The organism is Haemophilus parainfluenzae (assembly GCF_900450995.1).
GTDB classification, from domain to species: Bacteria; Pseudomonadota; Gammaproteobacteria; order Enterobacterales; family Pasteurellaceae; genus Haemophilus_D; species Haemophilus_D parainfluenzae_O.
This window is the reverse complement of sequence record NZ_UGHY01000002.1, coordinates 1,678,206-1,696,434: the sequence shown is the minus strand read 5'-3', so window position 1 is coordinate 1,696,434 and position 18,229 is coordinate 1,678,206. Positions and strand designations below refer to the sequence as shown.

Below are 18,229 nucleotides of genomic sequence, written 5' to 3'. Positions count from 1 at the left end.
AATCTAACAGTTATATTTATAATCAGCGAGATTGATTTTGTTCAATAACGTACTTGGCACTTCTTGGTGGCTTGTTAAAATCACCATTCCACCTTTTTTAGCATGATTTTCAAAAAGTGCGGTCAAAACTTCAACCCCTTTTTTGTCTATTGCTGTAAAAGGTTCATCCAAAATCCAAAGTGGCGCTTCAGAGATCCATAATCTCGCTAAGGCAATGCGCTTTTGCTGACCTGCTGAAAGTTGAGCTGCCGGTAAATCTTCTCGACCAAGTAAGCCCACTGTTTCCAACACATCCCATAAAATATCGGTGCCTTGTTTGCTTTGACTAATCTGCTGATAAAATTTTAAATTTTCCCATGCCGTTAATTCAGGCTTTACGCCAGAATGGTGGCCGAGATAAAGCAGTTGATGATGGTATTCTTCACGTTGTTTTGTAATCTCGTCTGAATTCCACCGCACTTTACCTTCTACAGGCTGTGCAAGGCCGGCTAAAATCCGTAATAAACTTGTTTTGCCGATACCATTGTGCCCTTCAATTTGCACGAAATCACCGCTTTGAAATTGCAGTGAAAGATCAGTGAACAACACACGATCGCCACGCTGGCACGCTAATTGTTCTAATTGAAGTTGATGAGCAGGAAACATAATCTCATCCTTAAAAATAAAATCTTGTGAAAAATCAGCAGGTATTCTACCACAAGGGGGAATTTTGACGAGATTTTAAGGGCTAAAAGGTATAACTATTTAGAAGTAGATTGGTGTGTTTATTGATTTAAAACAAATTAAGCTTTTCTAGTCTATTCATCGGATAATCAAATAATTAAAAGATTTACTGATCTAAATCAAATTTTCTGCTACCATTTAACTACTTTTTGATGTTGTTTTATCAAAAACATTACCTTAACTTCATTTAAAAAAGGAACATATTATGTCTTATACTCTACCTGAATTAGGTTACGCTTATGATGCGTTAGAACCACATTTTGATGCACAAACAATGGAAATTCACCACTCTAAACACCACCAAGCCTATGTAAACAATGCAAACGCGGTGTTAGAAACTTTACCTGCTGAATTTTCTGAAATGTGCTCAGGTCAATTAATCAGCCAATTAGACAAAATCCCAGCTGAAAAACGTACAGCATTACGTAATAACGCAGGCGGTCACGCAAACCACAGCTTATTCTGGAAATCATTGAAAAAAGGCACCACTTTACAGGGTGATTTAAAAGCAGCTATCGAACGTGATTTCGGTTCTGTAGAAAACTTCAAAGCTGAATTTGAAAAAGCTGCAGCGACTCGTTTTGGTTCTGGTTGGGCATGGTTAGTGATCAACCAAGGTAAATTATCTGTTGTTTCTACCGCAAACCAAGATTCTCCGTTAATGGGTAAAGAAATCGCAGGTTGTGAAGGTTTCCCTCTTTTAGGTTTAGACGTTTGGGAGCACGCTTACTACTTGAAATTCCAAAACCGTCGTCCAGACTACATCAAAGAATTCTGGAACGTCGTAAACTGGGATTTTGTTGCAGAGCGTTTTGCTAAAAAATTAGCAGATTGCGGATGTGCAGCTAAATAATCGCTTCTCAAAATATATAAAAAAATCGCCTATTTTTAGGCGATTTTTTTATTAGTTAAATCCAACGTCTGACTTTTTTCTTATAAGCTAAATAAGACTCACCAAACTTCTTCTCTAGCCAGTATTCTTCAGGTTTTATTTGCCATTGTGTGATGAGATAAATAAACAGAAAAACACCTAGAAAACTGACCGCACTTTGTAAATAAAGCGCCCATGCCACTAACAAGCCTGCTAAACTTAAATACATTGGGTTACGGCTAAAACGATAAATACCATTTACCACAAACACATTACTTTTTTCTAAGTGAATAGGATTGATATTCGCTTTACTTTTATAGAATTGCCAAAGGCTAAAAAAAGCGATAGCAGAAGAAACCGATATAATCAAATAAACTGCTAATACATTGATTTCGAGCGGGTAAGGATTAGGCAAATATGCCATGATAAGTGCACAGCCAATAAAAATGACGGGTGGCGGCACAATAGGTTTCTGAATCATAAGATCAAAAATCCAATAAAAAAGCCCGAGAAATTCGGGCTAATTAAAATATTACAGATTATTTAATTTCATCTGCGCCATTTGTTTTTCTAACGGGTTACCGCTTTTTTGTGCATTCTCAAAGCTTGCTTTAGCACCATTCACATCGCCTTTTGCGACTTGAATATCGCCCGCTAAAAGATCTTTACGCGCACTGAAGCCTTGGCTTTTCACTTGATTTAGACTTGCTAATGCTGCATCAAATTGACCTTGTTGGAATTGCACTGCAGACAAACGAAGCGCAGCAAGAGAAGTTAAGATATCATCTTGTGATTGAGCAATTGCTTGTTTCAAGCTATTTTCAGCAGAGGCGTAATCTTGTTTTGCAACGAAACCTTTTGCTTCATCTAATAAGCTAAATACCGCATAGCTGGTTTTATCATGCGCTTTCACAAATTCAGCTACTTTAGCTTGTTGCGCTGCAGCATCTTTGTTTGCTGTATAAACTAACGCATCATATTCAGCAGACGCTTGTATAATTTGATTGGCTTGATAAGACTGCCAATAACGCCAACCCAACATCCCGCCTACACCAAGAATAAAAGCGGCAATAATAGTTTTGCCATTGTCTTTCCACCATTCTTTTAACTGGTTCAGTTCTTGTTCTTCTTCAATGGTATACGCCATTTTCCTATCCTTCTAAAATTAAAATTGGGCTTTCACGTGTTCAATCAAATTATCCACATCAATGGTTTGCTGCTCTTCTGCGCCAAGTAAGTGTTTTACCACAACTTGATTATTTTGCACTTCACTTTCGCCAAGTACAAGGGCTAGAGTCGCACCAGACTTATCTGCGCGTTTAAATTGTTTTTTAAAGTTACCGCCGCTGCAATGCAACATGGTGCTTAAGTGCGGTAATTCTGAGCGAAGTTTTTCCGCTAGTTGAAATGCGGCCAATGTTGTGCCTTCACCTTGATAAACAACGTAAATATCTACCGCACTTTTTACCGGAATCGATTTATTCACTTCTTGAACGAGTAGCACTAAACGCTCTAAGCCCATTGCGAAACCAACACCACTGGTTGCGTGACCACCAAGTTGTTCAACTAAGCCGTCATAGCGTCCACCACCACATACAGTACCTTGCGCACCTAATGCTGATGTCACCCATTCAAATACAGTTTTATTATAATAATCTAAACCACGAACCAATTTTGGATTAATTTCATATTGAATACCAACCGCATCTAATAGACCGCATAACTGCGCAAAATGCTCGCGACTTTCATCGTCTAAATAATCCAATAATTTTGGTGCGCCGTCCAATACATCTTGTAATGCTTGATTTTTAGTATCCAAAATACGTAATGGATTTTTTACAAGACGTTCTTTCTCTTCTTCGCTCATTAAATCTTGGTGATTTTCTAAGAAGGCTACTAATGCAGAACGATAGTTTGCTCGTGCTTCTAATGAACCAATCGAATTTAATTGAAGAGAGACATGTTGATCAATACCTAACGCTTTCCACAAACGTGCCGTTAAAATAATTAACTCAGCATCAATTTCAGGGGTTGCGATACCAAATACTTCTACACCTGCTTGGTGGAATTGACGGTAACGACCTTTTTGTGGACGTTCATGGCGGAACATCGGTCCCATATACCATAAACGTTGTTCATTGTTGTAAATCCAACCGTGCTCAATCGCAGCACGCACACATCCTGCCGTACCTTCTGGGCGAAGTGTTAATTGTTCATCATTATCCCAGAATGTATACATTTCTTTTGAGACAACATCTGTGACTTCACCGATTGCACGAGCAAATAATGGTGTGCTTTCCACGATTGGCATACGCACTTCTGAATAGCCATAGCTGCTTAAAATTTGGCGAACCTGCCCTTCAATCCATTGCCAAAGTGGAGATTCAGTTGGGGAACAGTCATTCATCCACGAATTGCTTGAATATTTTTTGCCACGAGTTTTCCTTAAATAATTCGATTTTTTGGATCTTGTTGTGCAACTTTGGCACGAATTTTTGCTTCTAATTGGTCAATAATCGCGTCGTTATCAAAACGTTCTTTTTGACGCTCGCCATCTAAATAATAGCCACTTTTCTTATTACCACCGGTAACACCTAGGTCTGACACCAATGCTTCACCCGGGCCATTCACCACACAACCAATAATAGACACATCCATTGGGGTGATAATATCTTCTAAACGTTGTTCTAACGCATTAACGGTTCCAATCACATCAAACTCTTGACGAGAGCAGGTTGGGCAAGCAATAAAGTTAATCCCGCGAGAACGAATACGTAACGATTTCAAAATATCAAAACCAACTTTGATTTCTTCTACAGGATCGGCGGCTAAAGAGACACGCAAGGTATCACCAATACCTTCCGCTAACAACATACCTAAACCAATTGCAGATTTCACTGCTCCTGCACGTGCACCGCCCGCTTCCGTAATGCCTAAATGCAATGGTTGTTTAATGGCTTTCGCCAATAAACGGTAAGATTCCACTGCAAGGAAGACATCGGATGCTTTTACGCTCACTTTAAATTGATCAAAGTTTAAACGATCCAAGATCTCAACATGGCGTAAGGCTGATTCTAATAAGGCCTCTGGTGTTGGTTCACCAAATTTCTCTTGAATATCTTTTTCTAATGAGCCAGCATTAACACCTATACGGATAGGGATATTTTTATCGCGTGCGCAATCAACTACTGCTCGAATACGATCTTCACGACCGATATTGCCTGGATTAATACGTAAACAATCCACCCCATATTCAGCCACTTTTAACGCAATACGATAGTCAAAATGAATATCCGCCACTAATGGCACATTCACTTGCTGTTTAATGATTTTAAAGGCTTCGGCGGCATCCATAGTTGGTACAGAAACACGCACAATATCTGCGCCGACACGTTCCAATGATTTAATCTGCGCAACGGTCGCTTCAATATCAGTTGTGCGAGTATTTGTCATGGATTGTACGGCAATTGGTGCATCACCACCGATTGGTACATTGCCCACATAAATTTTTGTCGATTCACGACGCTTGATAGTAGGTTTTACTGCTGACATTCTTTCGTAAATTATTCGTTAAGGTTTTGGTAATTTAAATTTAGCCACTCGGCCATCAACGGTAAGCGGATACGCTTTGCCTTTATAAGTAATGCGAACGTTACCCGGCGCACCGATAATCAAGGCGTATTCGTCACCATTAAAGGTTAAGGTTTCACCTTGTTTATATTCTTTTTGCGCTAATACTTTACGGTTTTGGTCTTTCACACTAATCCAGCTTGAATTTTTGGTAATCTCAATAACGAGATCACCTTTCACTGTAGTTGGTGCTTCAGAAATAGCGGGTTTTTCAACTGCACTTTGCGCATCTGGTACGGTTGGTTCTGTTGTTGGTTCTGTGTTAGGTAACGTTTGTCCCACAACAGATGCTTGAGCTTGTTCAACAGTAGGTGCTGAAGTTGCTGAGCTTGAAACTTCCGCGTTTACTGTTTGAGCTTGATTCTCTTGAGTCTTTGAAACCACAGATTCAACAGCGGCATTATTTATTGCTTCCGCTACTGGCGCAGTTTCATTATTTGACGTAGCAGACTGGCTATTTGCCGCGACTGTTTTTTCTTTTTCAACGTAGGTTTGCACTAAATTATCACGTTCTTCGTTTGATTTTTGATAATTTTGCCACCACCATAAGCCTGTCATTCCAACTACCGTGAGTAAGATAATGGTTGTAAGTGTGCCGACCCAGCGACTATGAGAAGAGTATTGGTTTACTGAACGCGTCACACGTGCATTTTTACCTAAATCGTTTTTATATGCCTCACCAAAGGTCAAATGCACCCATTCGCTTTCAGGAATACGTAAAAATTTCGTATAACTACGCACATACCCTTTCATAAAGGTTGATGGCACATTTTTTTGGACAAATTCATTATTTTCTAATTGTTCCAAAATACTTGGGCGTAAAGAAATTGCCTTTGCAGCATCTTCTAAAGATAGATTTAATGCTTCGCGAGCTTGACGAAGTTTATCCCCAAAGGAGATATCTGTTTTTTCGGTTTGTTCAAGGATTGTATTCATAGGTATAAAATGAAGAAATAGCAACAAAAAACTAAATGCTAAATTCTAAAGTCGAAAGGGGCTTTTGGCAATGATTATTTGAGTGAACAGAGCTTTTCCGCTCTAGAAGGATCAACTTGGCGCAATTTCTCCAACGCTTGTTGATAAACATCGGTTTGTTTTCCGGCAAAAGCACAAAGTGCTATGTTTTCGTAAGTATCGGCTTGATGATAATAATTCGGTGCTGCAAGTGCTGCATTAAATTGTGAATAAGCTTGTTCAAACTCACCTTGCCCACATAGAAATGCACCAAAGTTGTTATACACATCCCCTTGCTTATCGTCTAACTTAATCGCCTGTAAATAAGCTTGCTTCGCTTTTTCCGTATCGCCTTGTAATTGATAAAAATGCGCAAGTGCTGAGTGCACAAGGTAATAGCGGTCATCATGCTCAAGGGCTTTATCTAAATTCAGTTTTGCTTGAACAAAATCCTCTTGTTGCAGATAACCTAATGCCAATTCAACGCGCGCTTTTGCTGCTTGTTGTTTATTAAAATCAACAGAAGACTGAGAGACGCAAGCAGAAAAAACAAAAGGAAAAATGACCGCACTTAGAATGTTAATCGGGATTAATTTCATCTTATCACTCCTCTATCTTATCACTCTTCCTCGGGCCATTTTCCCTTTACAAGTATTGCTATATTTAGCTTAGTTAACCGCTTTTACGTCAATACCTTCGCCAAACTTACGTTTCATTGCTGTACGTTTGGTTCGGTCGATTACATCGCCCGCCAACTGACCACAAGCCGCATCAATATCATCACCACGGGTTTTGCGCACAATCACCGTAAAGCCGTATTCCATTAATGTTTTTTGGAAACGATCGACACGGCTATTTGAGCTTTTACCATAAGGCGCTTCTGGGAATGGGTTCCATGGGATCAAATTAATTTTACATGGGGTATTTTTTAATACTTTGGCTAATTGATGCGCATGCTCTGTGCCATCATTCACATGATCTAATAACACATATTCAATAGTCACTTTACCATGGTTAGCATTTGATACTTCTAAGTATCTATGCACCGAATCCATCAACATTTTGATGTTATATTTTTTATTGATCGGCATAATTTCATCGCGCAACTCATCGTTCGGTGCGTGAAGTGAAATCGCTAATGCCACATCAATCTTATCGCGCAGCATATCAAGTGCTGGCACGACACCAGAAGTGGATAACGTCACGCGTCTTTTAGATAACCCATACGCGAAATCATCCAGCATAATTTCCATCGCGGGTACAACATTGGCCACATTTAGTAATGGCTCACCCATGCCCATCATCACCACATTGGTAATCGGACGAACACCCGTCACACCAAAATTACCGATAATTTTTGATGCACGCCAAACCTGCCCAATAATTTCAGACACCGTTAAATTACGGTTAAAGCCTTGCTGTGCTGTCGAACAAAAAGTACAAGCTAACGCACAGCCTACTTGAGAAGAGACACAAAGTGTTGCGCGATCCGCCTCAGGAATATAGACCGTTTCAACTTGCTGTTCACCTACCTGCATCGCCCATTTAATGGTGCCATCTGCAGAGCGTTGCTCAACCGCGACTTCAGGCGCTTTAATTTCAGCGACCGCTTTTAATTTTTCTCGTAATTTTTTATTAATATTGGTCATATTGTCGAAGTTATCTTCGCCAAAATGATAAATCCATTTCACTAATTGATCCGCACGAAATGGTTTCTCGCCTAATTCAGCAAAAAACTCACGCATCTGCTGACGCGTTAAATCCATTAAGTTAATCTTTTTTGTATTCGTTTCGGATGAAAGGGGTTGTTCTAACATAAAGCCTCGTTATTACACATTACGGCGATGATGTTACTCATAATTGAGCAACAAAAAATTCGCATATTAAAAATGAGCCGAGATTTTACAGATTTACCGACAGATAAGCTAGCAGATTTAAAAAACAACGAAAATTTCGACCGCACTTATTTGCGATCCACATCGCAAAAATCAAAAAAATGAAAGGGAAAAGTGCGGTTAAAAAAACTTCGAATTTTTTATCTTTCATACATCCCAAACCCCTACAAAAACTGATAGAATGTGCACTTCGTTTTATTCTCTGAGTTGGCTATATTAAAAGATATGTTAAAAAAAGTTCTTTCTGTATTGTGTTTAGTGCCAGCAATGGCAACGGCACAATCTTATGTCGTGTATGATTTCACCCATGATCGCGTGCTCGAAAGTAGCTCACCTAATCATGTGCAACCTATCGCATCTGTCACCAAGTTAATGACGGCGAATGTGTTTCTTGAAAATAATCGAAACACAAACTGTACAGCCTCAATTACAGACGATGATTTCGATTACATCAAAGGCACTCATACAAAATTACCTAAATATACGCCAATTTCTTGTAATGAATTGTTAAAAGCAATGCTCGTTCATTCTGATAACTATGCTGCCCATGCACTTTCTCGCTCTGCGGGCATGAGTCGTTTGCAATTTATCCAAAAAATGAATGAGAAAGCACGAGAATTAGGCATGCGCTCTACTCGCTTTTCAGACAGTTCAGGTTTATCTGATAGCAACATTTCAAGTGTAATGGATTTAGTTAAGCTAGCCAAATACTCGCTCAATAAAGCACAAATCAAAAATCTTTCTAATATGCCAAGTGCCTTCATTCAAGCTGGCGGACGCAGTGTTTTCGTCAAAAACACCAATAAATTAGTGCGTGAAGAAGTCTTCGATGCAGCAATAAATAAAACCGGCTATATTCGCGAATCTGGCTATAATTTAGTTTTCGTGAATAAAAATCCATGTAATCACTCTACCATCGGTGTGATCAGTTTAAATAACCATTCATCCGCATTTCGTAGCAACTTTACGAAAGGAAAACTGGAACAATATGGCTGTACTGCTGGACGTAGCATGCAAAACTTTACCGTTGATGAAGACCAATATGAAGAAGGTTATGATGAGAGTGGTATGGATCGTCTAATCCAGCGAGTTGGTGGTTAATCCTTTCACAAATAGCGGTCAATTTTGCACAAAATTTTCCACTTTTTAATTTTAACCACCTATTGATTTGATAATTATTTTCATTTGAAGGTCTTATAAAAAGTGGTATTATTATGCAGAATTCTAATCAATCATTATTTTTTAAGGAGATCTCATGAAGCATTTATTTAAAAGCCTATCTGTTATCGCTCTAGGTTTAGCTGCTTTACAAGCCGAAGCGAAATTTAAAGTGGTGACCACATTTACGGTTATTCAGGATATTGCACAAAATGTTGCAGGTAATGCCGCGACGGTGGAATCTATCACCAAACCTGGTGCAGAAATTCACGAGTATGAACCGACCCCTAAAGATATTGTAAAAGCTCAATCTGCTGATTTAATTTTATGGAACGGATTAAATTTAGAGCGTTGGTTTGAACGTTTCTTCCAAAATATCAAAGACAAACCAGCCGTTGTGGTAACCGAAGGTATCACACCACTTTCTATTTATGAAGGCCCTTATAAAGATGCACCTAACCCACACGCTTGGATGTCGCCATCTAATGCGTTGATTTATGTCGAAAATATTAAAAATGCATTAGTTAAATACGATCCGCAAAATGCTGATACTTATCAAAAAAATGCGGCAGCTTATGCAGAAAAAATCAAACAACTCGATAAACCTTTACGTGAAAAACTCGCACAAATTCCTGCCAACCAACGTTGGTTAGTCACCAGTGAAGGCGCCTTTAGTTATTTAGCGAAAGATTACGATCTCAAAGAAGGCTATTTATGGCCAATTAACGCTGAACAACAAGGTACGCCTCAACAAGTGCGTAAACTTATCAATTTAGTGAAAAAAAATCACATTCCTGTGGTATTTAGTGAAAGTACCGTGTCAGCCAAACCTGCTCAACAAGTAGCGAAAGAAAGCGGTGCCAAATACGGTGGCGTGCTTTATGTCGATTCCCTTTCTGCCGCTGACGGTCCTGTACCAACTTATATTGACTTACTGAATGTCACTGTATCCACCATAGTCAAAGGATTTGAAAAATAATGACTGCACTTTCCGCTTCTATTTCCGCTTCTATTTCCGTTAATGACGTAACCATGCGTTACAACAACGGGCACACTGCAATTTATGATGTTACCTTTGCATTACAAGGGGGAACCATCTGTGCTCTTGTCGGTGTAAATGGGAGCGGAAAATCCACGCTATTCAAAAGCATCATGGGCTTAATTAAACCACAGCAAGGCAATATTGCGCTTTGTGGTTTGCCAATTAATCGAGCGTTGAAACAAAATTTGGTCGCCTATGTACCGCAAGCGGAAGAAGTCGATTGGCAATTTCCAGTCTCCGTTTATGATGTTGTCATGATGGGACGCTACGGCTATATGAATTTCCTACGCATTCCAAAGGCTGAAGACAAACAAAAAGTGCTCGAAGCGATGCAACGGGTAAACATCGAGCATTTAGCCGAACGACAAATCGGCGAGCTTTCTGGTGGACAGAAAAAACGCGTATTTTTGGCTCGAGCATTAGCACAACAAAGTAAGATTATCTTACTCGATGAGCCTTTTACGGGTGTAGATGTTAAAACTGAAAATGCTATTGTGGAACTCCTTCGCCAATTACGTACTGAAGGCCATTTAATTTTAGTCTCTACCCACAATTTAGGCTCTGTACCAGATTTTTGTGATCAAGTAGTAATGATTAACCGTACTGTGATTGCCGCCGGTAAAACGGAAGATACATTCAATCAGCATAATTTGGAAAAAGTCTTTGGTGGTGTATTACGACACGTCAAATTATTAGGTGAAGATCTGCATAATGATGAAGATAAACGTGCGGTAACCGTTCTCACAGATGATGAACGCCCTGTTGTCTTTTATGGCGAAACCAAAAATGATCCGCCTGCAACGGCTGTAAAATCCTGCCGAGTGCCTCCGCATGACAAGGAATAAGCCATGCTTGAATATTTGCTAGAACCTTTCTCCTATGAATATATGCAAAAAGCCATGTGGATAAGTGCCGCAGTTGGTGGAATTTGTGCCTTTCTTTCTGCCTATTTAATGTTGAAAGGCTGGTCATTAATTGGCGACGCACTCTCTCATTCGGTGGTACCGGGTGTGGCGATAGCTTATGCCTTTTCACTCCCCTATGCTTTAGGTGCTTTTTTTGCCGGAATTTTGGCCGCACTTTCCATTTTATGGATAAAATCCATTTCTAAACTCAAAGAAGATGCCGTTATCGGCTTTATTTTCAGCACATTCTTTGCCTTGGGATTGTTGATTATTTCTCTGAATCCAACTTCAATAAATGTGCAAAATATTATTCTCGGTAATATCCTCGGGATTGCCGATGAAGATATTTATCAAGTAGCCATTATTATGTTGATTTGCTTGGTCTTATTGCTTATTTTTTGGAAGGATCTGTTACTGATTTTCTTTGATGAAACACAAGCAATTACAGTTGGACTTTCACCACTGTTTTACAAAGTTCTCTTTTTTACACTCTTGAGTGCTTGTGTCGTTGCGGCATTACAAACTGTCGGGGCGATTTTAGTGATTGCGATGGTAATCACGCCAGGTGCAACTGCCTATTTACTCACAGATAAATTCAAAACTCTTATCAAAATTGCCGTAGCATTAGGCGCAATCACTGGTTTCGTCGGTGTCTATTTAAGCTATTATCTGGATGGCGCCACAGGTGGTGTCATCGTAACATTGCAAACCTTGTTATTTTTATTGGCTTTTCTATTCTCGCCTAAATACGGATTAATGAGTCAAAAACGACGTAAGGCGGTGGATTATGACTGAGATGTTCGCCATTTTCGTTGAGCCATTTCAATTTGCCTTTATGCAAAATGCGTTACTTACCGCATTAGTAGTTGCCGTTATCTGTGCACTACTCTCTTGCTATTTGGTGTTGAAAGGTTGGTCATTAATGGGTGACGCGATTTCCCATGCTGTCCTACCTGGCATTGTCCTAGCTTTTCTAGCCGGTATTCCATTAGTGATTGGTGCCTTTGTTTCAGGTATTGCCTGTGCCTTAGGTGTAGGTTATTTAAAAGAGAACAGTCGAATCAAAGAAGATACCGCGATGGGGATTGTATTTTCGGGAATGTTTGCCCTTGGTTTGGTGTTGTTCACTAAAATCCAAACCTCACAACATCTTACACATATCTTATTTGGAAATGTATTGGGTGTAAGCCGACAAGAGCTGATTCAAACGGCTATCATCGCCTTGATTATTTTTATTTTGCTTGGCTTAAAGCGTCGTGATTTTCTGCTTTATTGCTTTGATCCTAGCCATACCCGTGTTGCAGGTCTCTCGCCTAAATTACTGCACTATGGCTTACTCACATTACTCGCACTCACCATTGTGAGTACGATGCAAGTCGTTGGGGTTATTTTGGTTGTAGCGATGCTAATTGCGCCTGGCATCACTGCGCTAACCCTGACGAATCGCTTCGATAAAATGCTTGTTATCGCGATCATTAGTGCTGTAACTGCAAGTCTACTAGGCGTGCTACTTAGCTATCATTTTGATGCGTCCACAGGTGCATGTATTATTTTGTTACAGGCCATATTTTTCTTAATTGCGCTAATTTATAGCAAAATAAAAGTGCGGTTAAATTTCTAAATAAAAAAAGCTAACAGAAATGTTAGCTTTTTATTAGGAATTGAGTTTCAACAATATCAGTGCTTCATAATGCGCTGTATGCGGGAACATATCAAATAATTGAATTTGAGTAAGTTTATAATTGGTTAGATGCTGCAAATCTTTTCCCATGGAAATCGCGTTACAGCTGGAATAAAGAATAAAGTTCGGTTGCATTTCATTGAGAAACTCAGCGAGTTCCTTTCCGATACCTCGACGAGGCGGATTGACGATCACTAAATCGGGTTTGTTTTCATCTTGTGTTAAAGCAAAATTAGCGGCATCCAAAGATTGGAATTTAACGTTGTTTAGCCCTAACACCTGAGCGGATTGAGTAGCCGCTTGAATAGCAGATGGGGAAATTTCAATCCCGGTCAATTCCACTTCTTGTTTATGTTTATCCTGTAAAGCTTTAGCGCAATGAAGTCCAAAGCCACCAACGCCACAAAAAAGATCCCAGAGTTTAGTAATTGGTAAATCTTGCACCCAATCTTGTGCCGTTGCATATAGCCCTTGTGCTACAAGTGGGTTCGTTTGGAAGAAACCTTGAGGGCGAATAAACAACTGAATACCGTTAAAGCTTTCCGATAAAGTGTGCTGATCCGTCAAAAAGATTTCTTTCTCACCTTCTAAAATCGCGGCGTGCTGAGGTTGGATATTCACGCTCACTACTTCAAGTTGTGGTAATTTTTCCAATAAGTCTGCAAATTCACGTTGAATTAACGGCAATTTAGTTTCTGAACGCAATACAAAACGCAACATCAATTTTTTTGTATGTTGGCTTTCTGTAAGCAGAATGTATTTCAGCTCACCTTTTTGTTTAGCTACGTTATAAGGGACTAAACCAGCGCGCCCAATAAAATCTTTTAGAATCGGGAATAGCTCTACAAAGCGTTGCGGATAAAGCGGACAATCACATAAATCTACCGCACTTTGTGGATCATTCGGGTCTTGTAAAATACCTAGAATGGGACGTTCCACCGCGCCACTTACGACCATTTTGGCTTTATTACGAAAGGCAGACTCGGAGGAATAAAAAGGCGGATGCCAAATTAAATTATCACAATCTAATTTGGCAAGTTGTTGTTTAAGGTGCTCCTCTTTCTTGGCGAGTTGCTGCTCATAAGGCATGTCAAGCCATTGACAAGAACGGCAATCGCCTTTTTGATAATGATGGCAATCAATCATTTAGAAGCAAGCCACTCTTGTTGAAGTGCGGTCAGTTTTTGATAATTTTCAATCCAGCGCGAAGTTTTTGTGAGTTCTGACCAATCAAAGGATTTTTGTTTAAAGAGCGATTTCAAGCGAGCTTGGCGTGCTGCGAAATGCTCCGTTGTTTCCTCTAACTTCAGATTATCAAGCACTTGAATGGCACCCTCTCGTTCATTACAAAGCAATAATAAGTCACAACCAGCCTTCAAGGCTTTTTCACTACGAGCCACAAAATCACCCATAAAGCCTGCGCCTTTCATGCCTAAATCATCAGAGAAAATCGCCCCTTGGAATCCCAACTGTTTACGCAAAATCTCTTTTAACCAATAACTCGAACCACTTGCTGGCTGGCTATCACATTGTGTATAAATCACGTGAGCCGGCATAATCGCATCAAGCTTACTTTGTTGAATCAGCTGTTGGAATGGTAAAATATCGTGATTAAAAATCGTCTCTTTTGCACGCTCATCATAAGGGGTTTCAAGATGAGAATCAGCTAAAACATGACCGTGTCCTGGGAAATGTTTTCCTGTTGTTGCCATGCCTGCTTGGTGCATACCATCAATAAAAGCAGCCGCCAAATTGACCGCACTTTTTACATCACAGCCAAAACTACGATCACCAATCGCACGACATTCGTGACCCAAATCCAACACAGGAGCAAAACTCAAATCAATATCTAGCGCCACCATTTCAGCCGCCATTTGCCAACCCGCTTCTTTTGCTATTTGCTGTTGCTGAGCTGAGTCCTCAACTAATGCCGCAAAAGCCTGCATCGCAGGGAGCTGAGTGAAACCTTCACGGAAACGTTGCACGCGACCACCTTCCTGATCGACCGTGACCAATAAAGGCTTTTTTACTCTCTGGCGAATGGATTTAATTAGCGCTTGAACTTGCTGACGATCATAAAAATTGCGGGTAAATAAAATCAAACCGGCAACTAAAGGATGTTCCAGTAATTCAACTTCTTCTTGTTTGAGCTCATGACCTTCAAGGTCAATTAATAATGTAGACATAAACTATTGTAAGTAAAGACGATAATTGCTACTTTCTGTGCTTGGTTTTGGCAGTTCAAACACTTTCTTTTCTTGTGGTTGCAATAAAATATTGCCTGATTGGCTTTCTTGCTGATTCGGCCAAACTTGCGTTACACCTTGTGTGTTATACCAATAAAGATGGTAAAGCACATTGAGTTGTTGCGTAGTTTTATTTTTTAAAGCTGCTGTATTATCCGACAAATCAACATCTAAAGCCGGTGCTAAATTTGCCGCCATATTTAAAATCGGTTTATTTGTTCCCACAATATTTGGTGCAGATGAACAAGCCGTTAAAAATAATACCGTTGCTGTAATTAGGATCTTTTTCATTATTTCGCCAACATTCTACCTAAAGGTTCACCACCAACAAGATGCATATGAATATGGAATACTTCTTGTCCACCGTGTTTATTACAGTTCACAATTAAACGATAACCGTCTTCGGCAATGCCTTCTTCTTTAGCAATTTTAGCCGCGACAGTAAATAAGCGACCCAAGGTAACTTCATCTTGTTCAGTCACATCATTAACCGTTGGAATGACTTTATTTGGGATAATCAAAATATGGGTTTTCGCTTGAGGTGAAATATCTCGGAATGCGGTCACTAATTCATCTTGATAAACAATATGGGCAGGGATTTCTTTGCGAATAATTTTGCTGAAAATGGTTTCTTGAGCCATAGTCTTCTCCTTGTTTTATATAAAAAAGTGCGGTCAAAATTTACCGCACTTTACTTTTATTTTCCATCAGAAATTGATGATGGATGACATTTCAATCGGCTTAGTGAACCGCACCTTCTTCTGAATCATCTTGATTAATAAAGCTGGTATTAATCTCGATTTGTGCTTTTTCACGTAACGCTTGCATTAACTGTCCTTGCAATTCACCTTGACGTGCACGAACAAGTTGAGTGCTAAATTTCGCTAATTCTTGCTCATTTAAAGTAGGTTCTTCTACACGTTCAAGGGCAACCACAATCACATCACCTTTGCTGTTACGAGCAACTTGATAAGCTGCTTTGCCATCTTGTGGTTTTGCAATGGAAAATACACCTTCATAAAGCACTGGATCTTTATTATCCACTAACGTAAAGGTTTGTGGCTCACCAAAACTAATACCGGCAGGTAATTTGGTTGGATCGGCAGATAGCGCTTTAACCGCTTGCTCTGCTTTTTCAGCTAATACTTTATCGGCTTTTTCACGTTTTAAGAACTGCTCAATCGTTGATTTAGCTTCATCAAGGCTTTGTAAACCTTCAGCTTTATGATCCACGACACGTACCACAACAAATTCATTTTCACCAACAGTTAATGGCTCAGAATTTGCGCCGCCGTTTGCAATATCTGATTCGAAAATGGCTGAAGTCACATTTGGGAAATTTAATACCGCAGGAATATTATTTTTACCGAAATAATCTGTTTCTTCCACTTTCACGCCGGCTGCTTCTGCTACCGCAGCTAAAGAATCACTACTTTCTGCCGCTTTTGCACGAACCGCTTTTTCTACTGCTTGGAAACGACTTCCTGCAAGGTTTTTACGTACGATATTCGCGATTTGCTCTTTTACTTCGTCTAAAGTACGTTCTTTACGATCTTGCACTAAAATAATATGGTAAGCCCCATCCACATTAACTGGCGTGCTATATTGACCAACATTTAATAATAATGCCGCATCTTCAAAGTTTTTCGGTAATTCATTGTCTTTTACCCAACCTAATTCACCACCTTGTGCACCAGAAAGTTGATCTAGGGATTTTGTTTTTGCTAATTCAGCAAAATCAGCGCCTTTTTGTAGTTCTTGATAAACGGCATCCGCTTCTTTCTCAGTTGATAGTTGAATATGAGCTAATTTTTGGCTAATGAATTGTGCTTTATTTTCTTGATAATATTGCGCAATTTGTGTTTCAGTTACAGGCTGTGCTTTACCTAATGCATTCGCTGAAACGAGAATATATTGTACTTTCGCCTGTTCAGGTTGAACAAGTGATTTCGCATTCGTATCGTAATACGCTTTAATTTCTTCTTCTGTTACCTTTTGTTTTGCTACTTCATCAGCTAATGGAAGGGTTGCAAGACGAGCGATACGTTTTTGGAAAAAGGTTTGTGCACTATCTTTTACTTGAGCTGGCACAACAAATTCACTATCAGCTAAACCGTTTTGCATTTGTTCAAGTGTTAATGCATTACGTAAAATAGCCGCATAAGTATCTGACGTTAAACCATTTTGAGTCAATAATTGTTGATAACGGGTATTATCAAATTTACCGTTAGATTGTAAGTTAGGATCGCTTACAATCGCACGTTTGATCATGTCGTCACTTACACCTAATTTTAATTCTTTCGCATATTGACGGATTAATTCTTGATCCACTAAACGTTGAATTAAATTTTGACGAAGTGCGGTCACAAATTCCACCGAGTCAGTTTTCGCTAGGAAGCCCTCACCTTCTTGTTGAGCTCGCGCTTCAAACTCCTGGTTATAACGATTTAAGAAATCTTGTTGAGAGATGGTTTCGCCATTTACTTTTGCCGCAAAACTATCATTGCTGCTATACAGATAACCTGACATCCCACCAATCAAAAATGAAACTGGAATTAAAGCAAAGATCGCTTTTCCGATAAAGCTATGGGCGATGCCATGCATTTTTTCAATTAACATTCAATTATTACCCTTTTAAAAAAAGACAAAGTTCGTAAGATTATAATCTAAAAGGCGAAAATTCGCACTTAAAAAACACCATGTTCGTGTAGGATTTTCACAGCCATGACTAATAACACTAAACCGCCAAAAATCTCTGCTTTGCTTTTGAATTTTCTCCCTAAAAAATGACCGCTCTTTACGCCAATAAAAGAGATGACAAAGGTTGTTAAACCAATGATGAAGACAGCCAACAAAATGTCCACGGAAAGAAAAGCAAAAGAGACACCAATGGCTAACGCATCAATACTCGTTGCCACACCAAGTGTTAGCACGTGTTTTAAATTAATCAATGAGGGCGCAGGTTCATCATCTGAACTCAGCCCTTCACGAATCATATTCACACCGATAAGCGCAAGTAAAGCAAAGGCAATCCAATGGTCCCAATTTTGAATCATCTGACTAAATTGCAGTCCAACAACATAGCCGATTGCTGGCATAATACCTTGGAATAACCCACAACATA

Annotated in this window: 18 protein-coding genes and 2 pseudogenes; 6 read left to right on the top strand and 14 right to left on the bottom strand. The window is 39.5% G+C overall.

From position 1 onward, the window contains the following. Positions 1 to 3 precede the first annotated feature (3 nt). Positions 4 to 645 (bottom strand): cytochrome c biogenesis heme-transporting ATPase CcmA, encoded by a 642-nt coding sequence (ccmA, locus tag DX522_RS08700; RefSeq protein ID WP_115180505.1) that lies wholly within the window; start codon positions 643 to 645, stop codon positions 4 to 6. Positions 646 to 928: 283 nt separating this feature from the next. Here ccmA and sodA point away from each other — a divergent pair, with 283 nt between their 5' ends. Continuing rightward, positions 929 to 1,576: a superoxide dismutase [Mn] gene (gene sodA, locus DX522_RS08695; RefSeq protein WP_115180504.1), complete on the top strand. Its 648-nt coding sequence runs from the start codon at positions 929 to 931 to the stop codon at positions 1,574 to 1,576. A 55-nt stretch (positions 1,577 to 1,631) separates the two neighbouring features. On the opposite strand, the gene DX522_RS08690 is transcribed toward sodA, so the two are convergent. The 7 genes and pseudogenes from DX522_RS08690 to DX522_RS08660 all read right to left on the bottom strand — a co-directional run bounded on the left by DX522_RS08690 (position 1,632) and on the right by DX522_RS08660 (position 7,995). Then, complete coding sequence (locus DX522_RS08690) at positions 1,632 to 2,075, bottom strand: methyltransferase family protein (RefSeq protein WP_115180503.1); 444 nt, start codon at positions 2,073 to 2,075, stop codon at positions 1,632 to 1,634. A gap of 51 nt (positions 2,076 to 2,126) precedes the next feature. Then, a complete protein-coding gene (locus tag DX522_RS08685; protein ID WP_115180502.1) occupies positions 2,127 to 2,741 on the bottom strand; it encodes a YfgM family protein in 615 nt (204 codons plus the stop codon). 18 nt (positions 2,742 to 2,759) lie between these two features. Beyond that, positions 2,760 to 4,030: pseudogene (gene hisS / locus DX522_RS08680) on the bottom strand (histidine--tRNA ligase). Between the two features lie 9 nt (positions 4,031 to 4,039). Continuing rightward, positions 4,040 to 5,146: a flavodoxin-dependent (E)-4-hydroxy-3-methylbut-2-enyl-diphosphate synthase gene (gene ispG / locus DX522_RS08675; protein ID WP_049383318.1), complete on the bottom strand. Its 1,107-nt coding sequence runs from the start codon at positions 5,144 to 5,146 to the stop codon at positions 4,040 to 4,042. Positions 5,147 to 5,164: 18 nt separating this feature from the next. Further along, complete coding sequence (locus DX522_RS08670) at positions 5,165 to 6,160, bottom strand: helix-turn-helix domain-containing protein (RefSeq protein ID WP_115180500.1); 996 nt, start codon at positions 6,158 to 6,160, stop codon at positions 5,165 to 5,167. 74 nt (positions 6,161 to 6,234) lie between these two features. Continuing rightward, positions 6,235 to 6,777 carry a type IV pilus biogenesis/stability protein PilW gene (pilW, locus tag DX522_RS08665; RefSeq protein WP_049383322.1) on the bottom strand — a complete coding sequence of 181 codons (543 nt, stop codon included), beginning with the start codon at positions 6,775 to 6,777 and terminating at the stop codon, positions 6,235 to 6,237. Positions 6,778 to 6,846: 69 nt separating this feature from the next. After that, complete coding sequence (locus tag DX522_RS08660) at positions 6,847 to 7,995, bottom strand: bifunctional tRNA (adenosine(37)-C2)-methyltransferase TrmG/ribosomal RNA large subunit methyltransferase RlmN (protein ID WP_049381580.1); 1,149 nt, start codon at positions 7,993 to 7,995, stop codon at positions 6,847 to 6,849. Positions 7,996 to 8,298: 303 nt separating this feature from the next. Here DX522_RS08660 and DX522_RS08655 point away from each other — a divergent pair, with 303 nt between their 5' ends. From DX522_RS08655 to DX522_RS08635, 5 genes are all read left to right on the top strand, one after another. Continuing rightward, positions 8,299 to 9,174, top strand: a complete 876-nt coding sequence (locus DX522_RS08655) for a D-alanyl-D-alanine carboxypeptidase family protein (protein ID WP_115180499.1) — start codon at positions 8,299 to 8,301, stop codon at positions 9,172 to 9,174. 154 nt (positions 9,175 to 9,328) lie between these two features. Further along, complete coding sequence (locus DX522_RS08650; protein WP_075875732.1) at positions 9,329 to 10,210, top strand: metal ABC transporter substrate-binding protein; 882 nt, start codon at positions 9,329 to 9,331, stop codon at positions 10,208 to 10,210. After that, positions 10,210 to 11,118 (top strand): manganese/iron ABC transporter ATP-binding protein, encoded by a 909-nt coding sequence (locus tag DX522_RS08645; RefSeq protein WP_115180498.1) that lies wholly within the window; start codon positions 10,210 to 10,212, stop codon positions 11,116 to 11,118. Before DX522_RS08650 ends, DX522_RS08645 begins: the two co-directional genes overlap by 1 nt. 3 nt (positions 11,119 to 11,121) lie before the next feature. Further along, positions 11,122 to 11,973, top strand: coding sequence for a metal ABC transporter permease (locus tag DX522_RS08640; protein WP_049381584.1), 852 nt, complete (start codon positions 11,122 to 11,124; stop codon positions 11,971 to 11,973). Then, positions 11,966 to 12,799 carry a metal ABC transporter permease gene (locus DX522_RS08635; RefSeq protein ID WP_239649452.1) on the top strand — a complete coding sequence of 278 codons (834 nt, stop codon included), beginning with the start codon at positions 11,966 to 11,968 and terminating at the stop codon, positions 12,797 to 12,799. The genes DX522_RS08640 and DX522_RS08635 overlap by 8 nt, the downstream gene beginning before the upstream one ends. A 33-nt stretch (positions 12,800 to 12,832) precedes the next feature. Here the strand turns inward: DX522_RS08635 and rlmC are convergent, their stop codons facing one another. The 6 genes and pseudogenes from rlmC to DX522_RS08605 form a co-directional block, all read right to left on the bottom strand. Continuing rightward, positions 12,833 to 14,005, bottom strand: coding sequence for a 23S rRNA (uracil(747)-C(5))-methyltransferase RlmC (gene rlmC / locus DX522_RS08630; protein WP_049383332.1), 1,173 nt, complete (start codon positions 14,003 to 14,005; stop codon positions 12,833 to 12,835). After that, positions 14,002 to 15,045, bottom strand: coding sequence for a beta-N-acetylhexosaminidase (nagZ, locus tag DX522_RS08625; RefSeq protein WP_115180497.1), 1,044 nt, complete (start codon positions 15,043 to 15,045; stop codon positions 14,002 to 14,004). Before nagZ ends, rlmC begins: the two co-directional genes overlap by 4 nt. A gap of 3 nt (positions 15,046 to 15,048) precedes the next feature. Continuing rightward, positions 15,049 to 15,396 (bottom strand): DUF1425 domain-containing protein, encoded by a 348-nt coding sequence (locus DX522_RS08620; protein WP_049363082.1) that lies wholly within the window; start codon positions 15,394 to 15,396, stop codon positions 15,049 to 15,051. Beyond that, on the bottom strand, positions 15,396 to 15,746 hold the full coding sequence (hinT, locus tag DX522_RS08615) for a purine nucleoside phosphoramidase (protein WP_115180496.1): 351 nt from the start codon (positions 15,744 to 15,746) through the stop codon (positions 15,396 to 15,398). The genes DX522_RS08620 and hinT overlap by 1 nt, the downstream gene beginning before the upstream one ends. A gap of 100 nt (positions 15,747 to 15,846) precedes the next feature. Further along, positions 15,847 to 17,724, bottom strand: coding sequence for a peptidylprolyl isomerase (ppiD, locus tag DX522_RS08610; RefSeq protein WP_049383336.1), 1,878 nt, complete (start codon positions 17,722 to 17,724; stop codon positions 15,847 to 15,849). 68 nt (positions 17,725 to 17,792) lie between these two features. Then, positions 17,793 to 18,227, bottom strand: a pseudogene (locus tag DX522_RS08605) (manganese efflux pump MntP family protein); the annotation flags it as partial. Between the last annotated feature and the right edge of the window lie 2 nt (positions 18,228 to 18,229).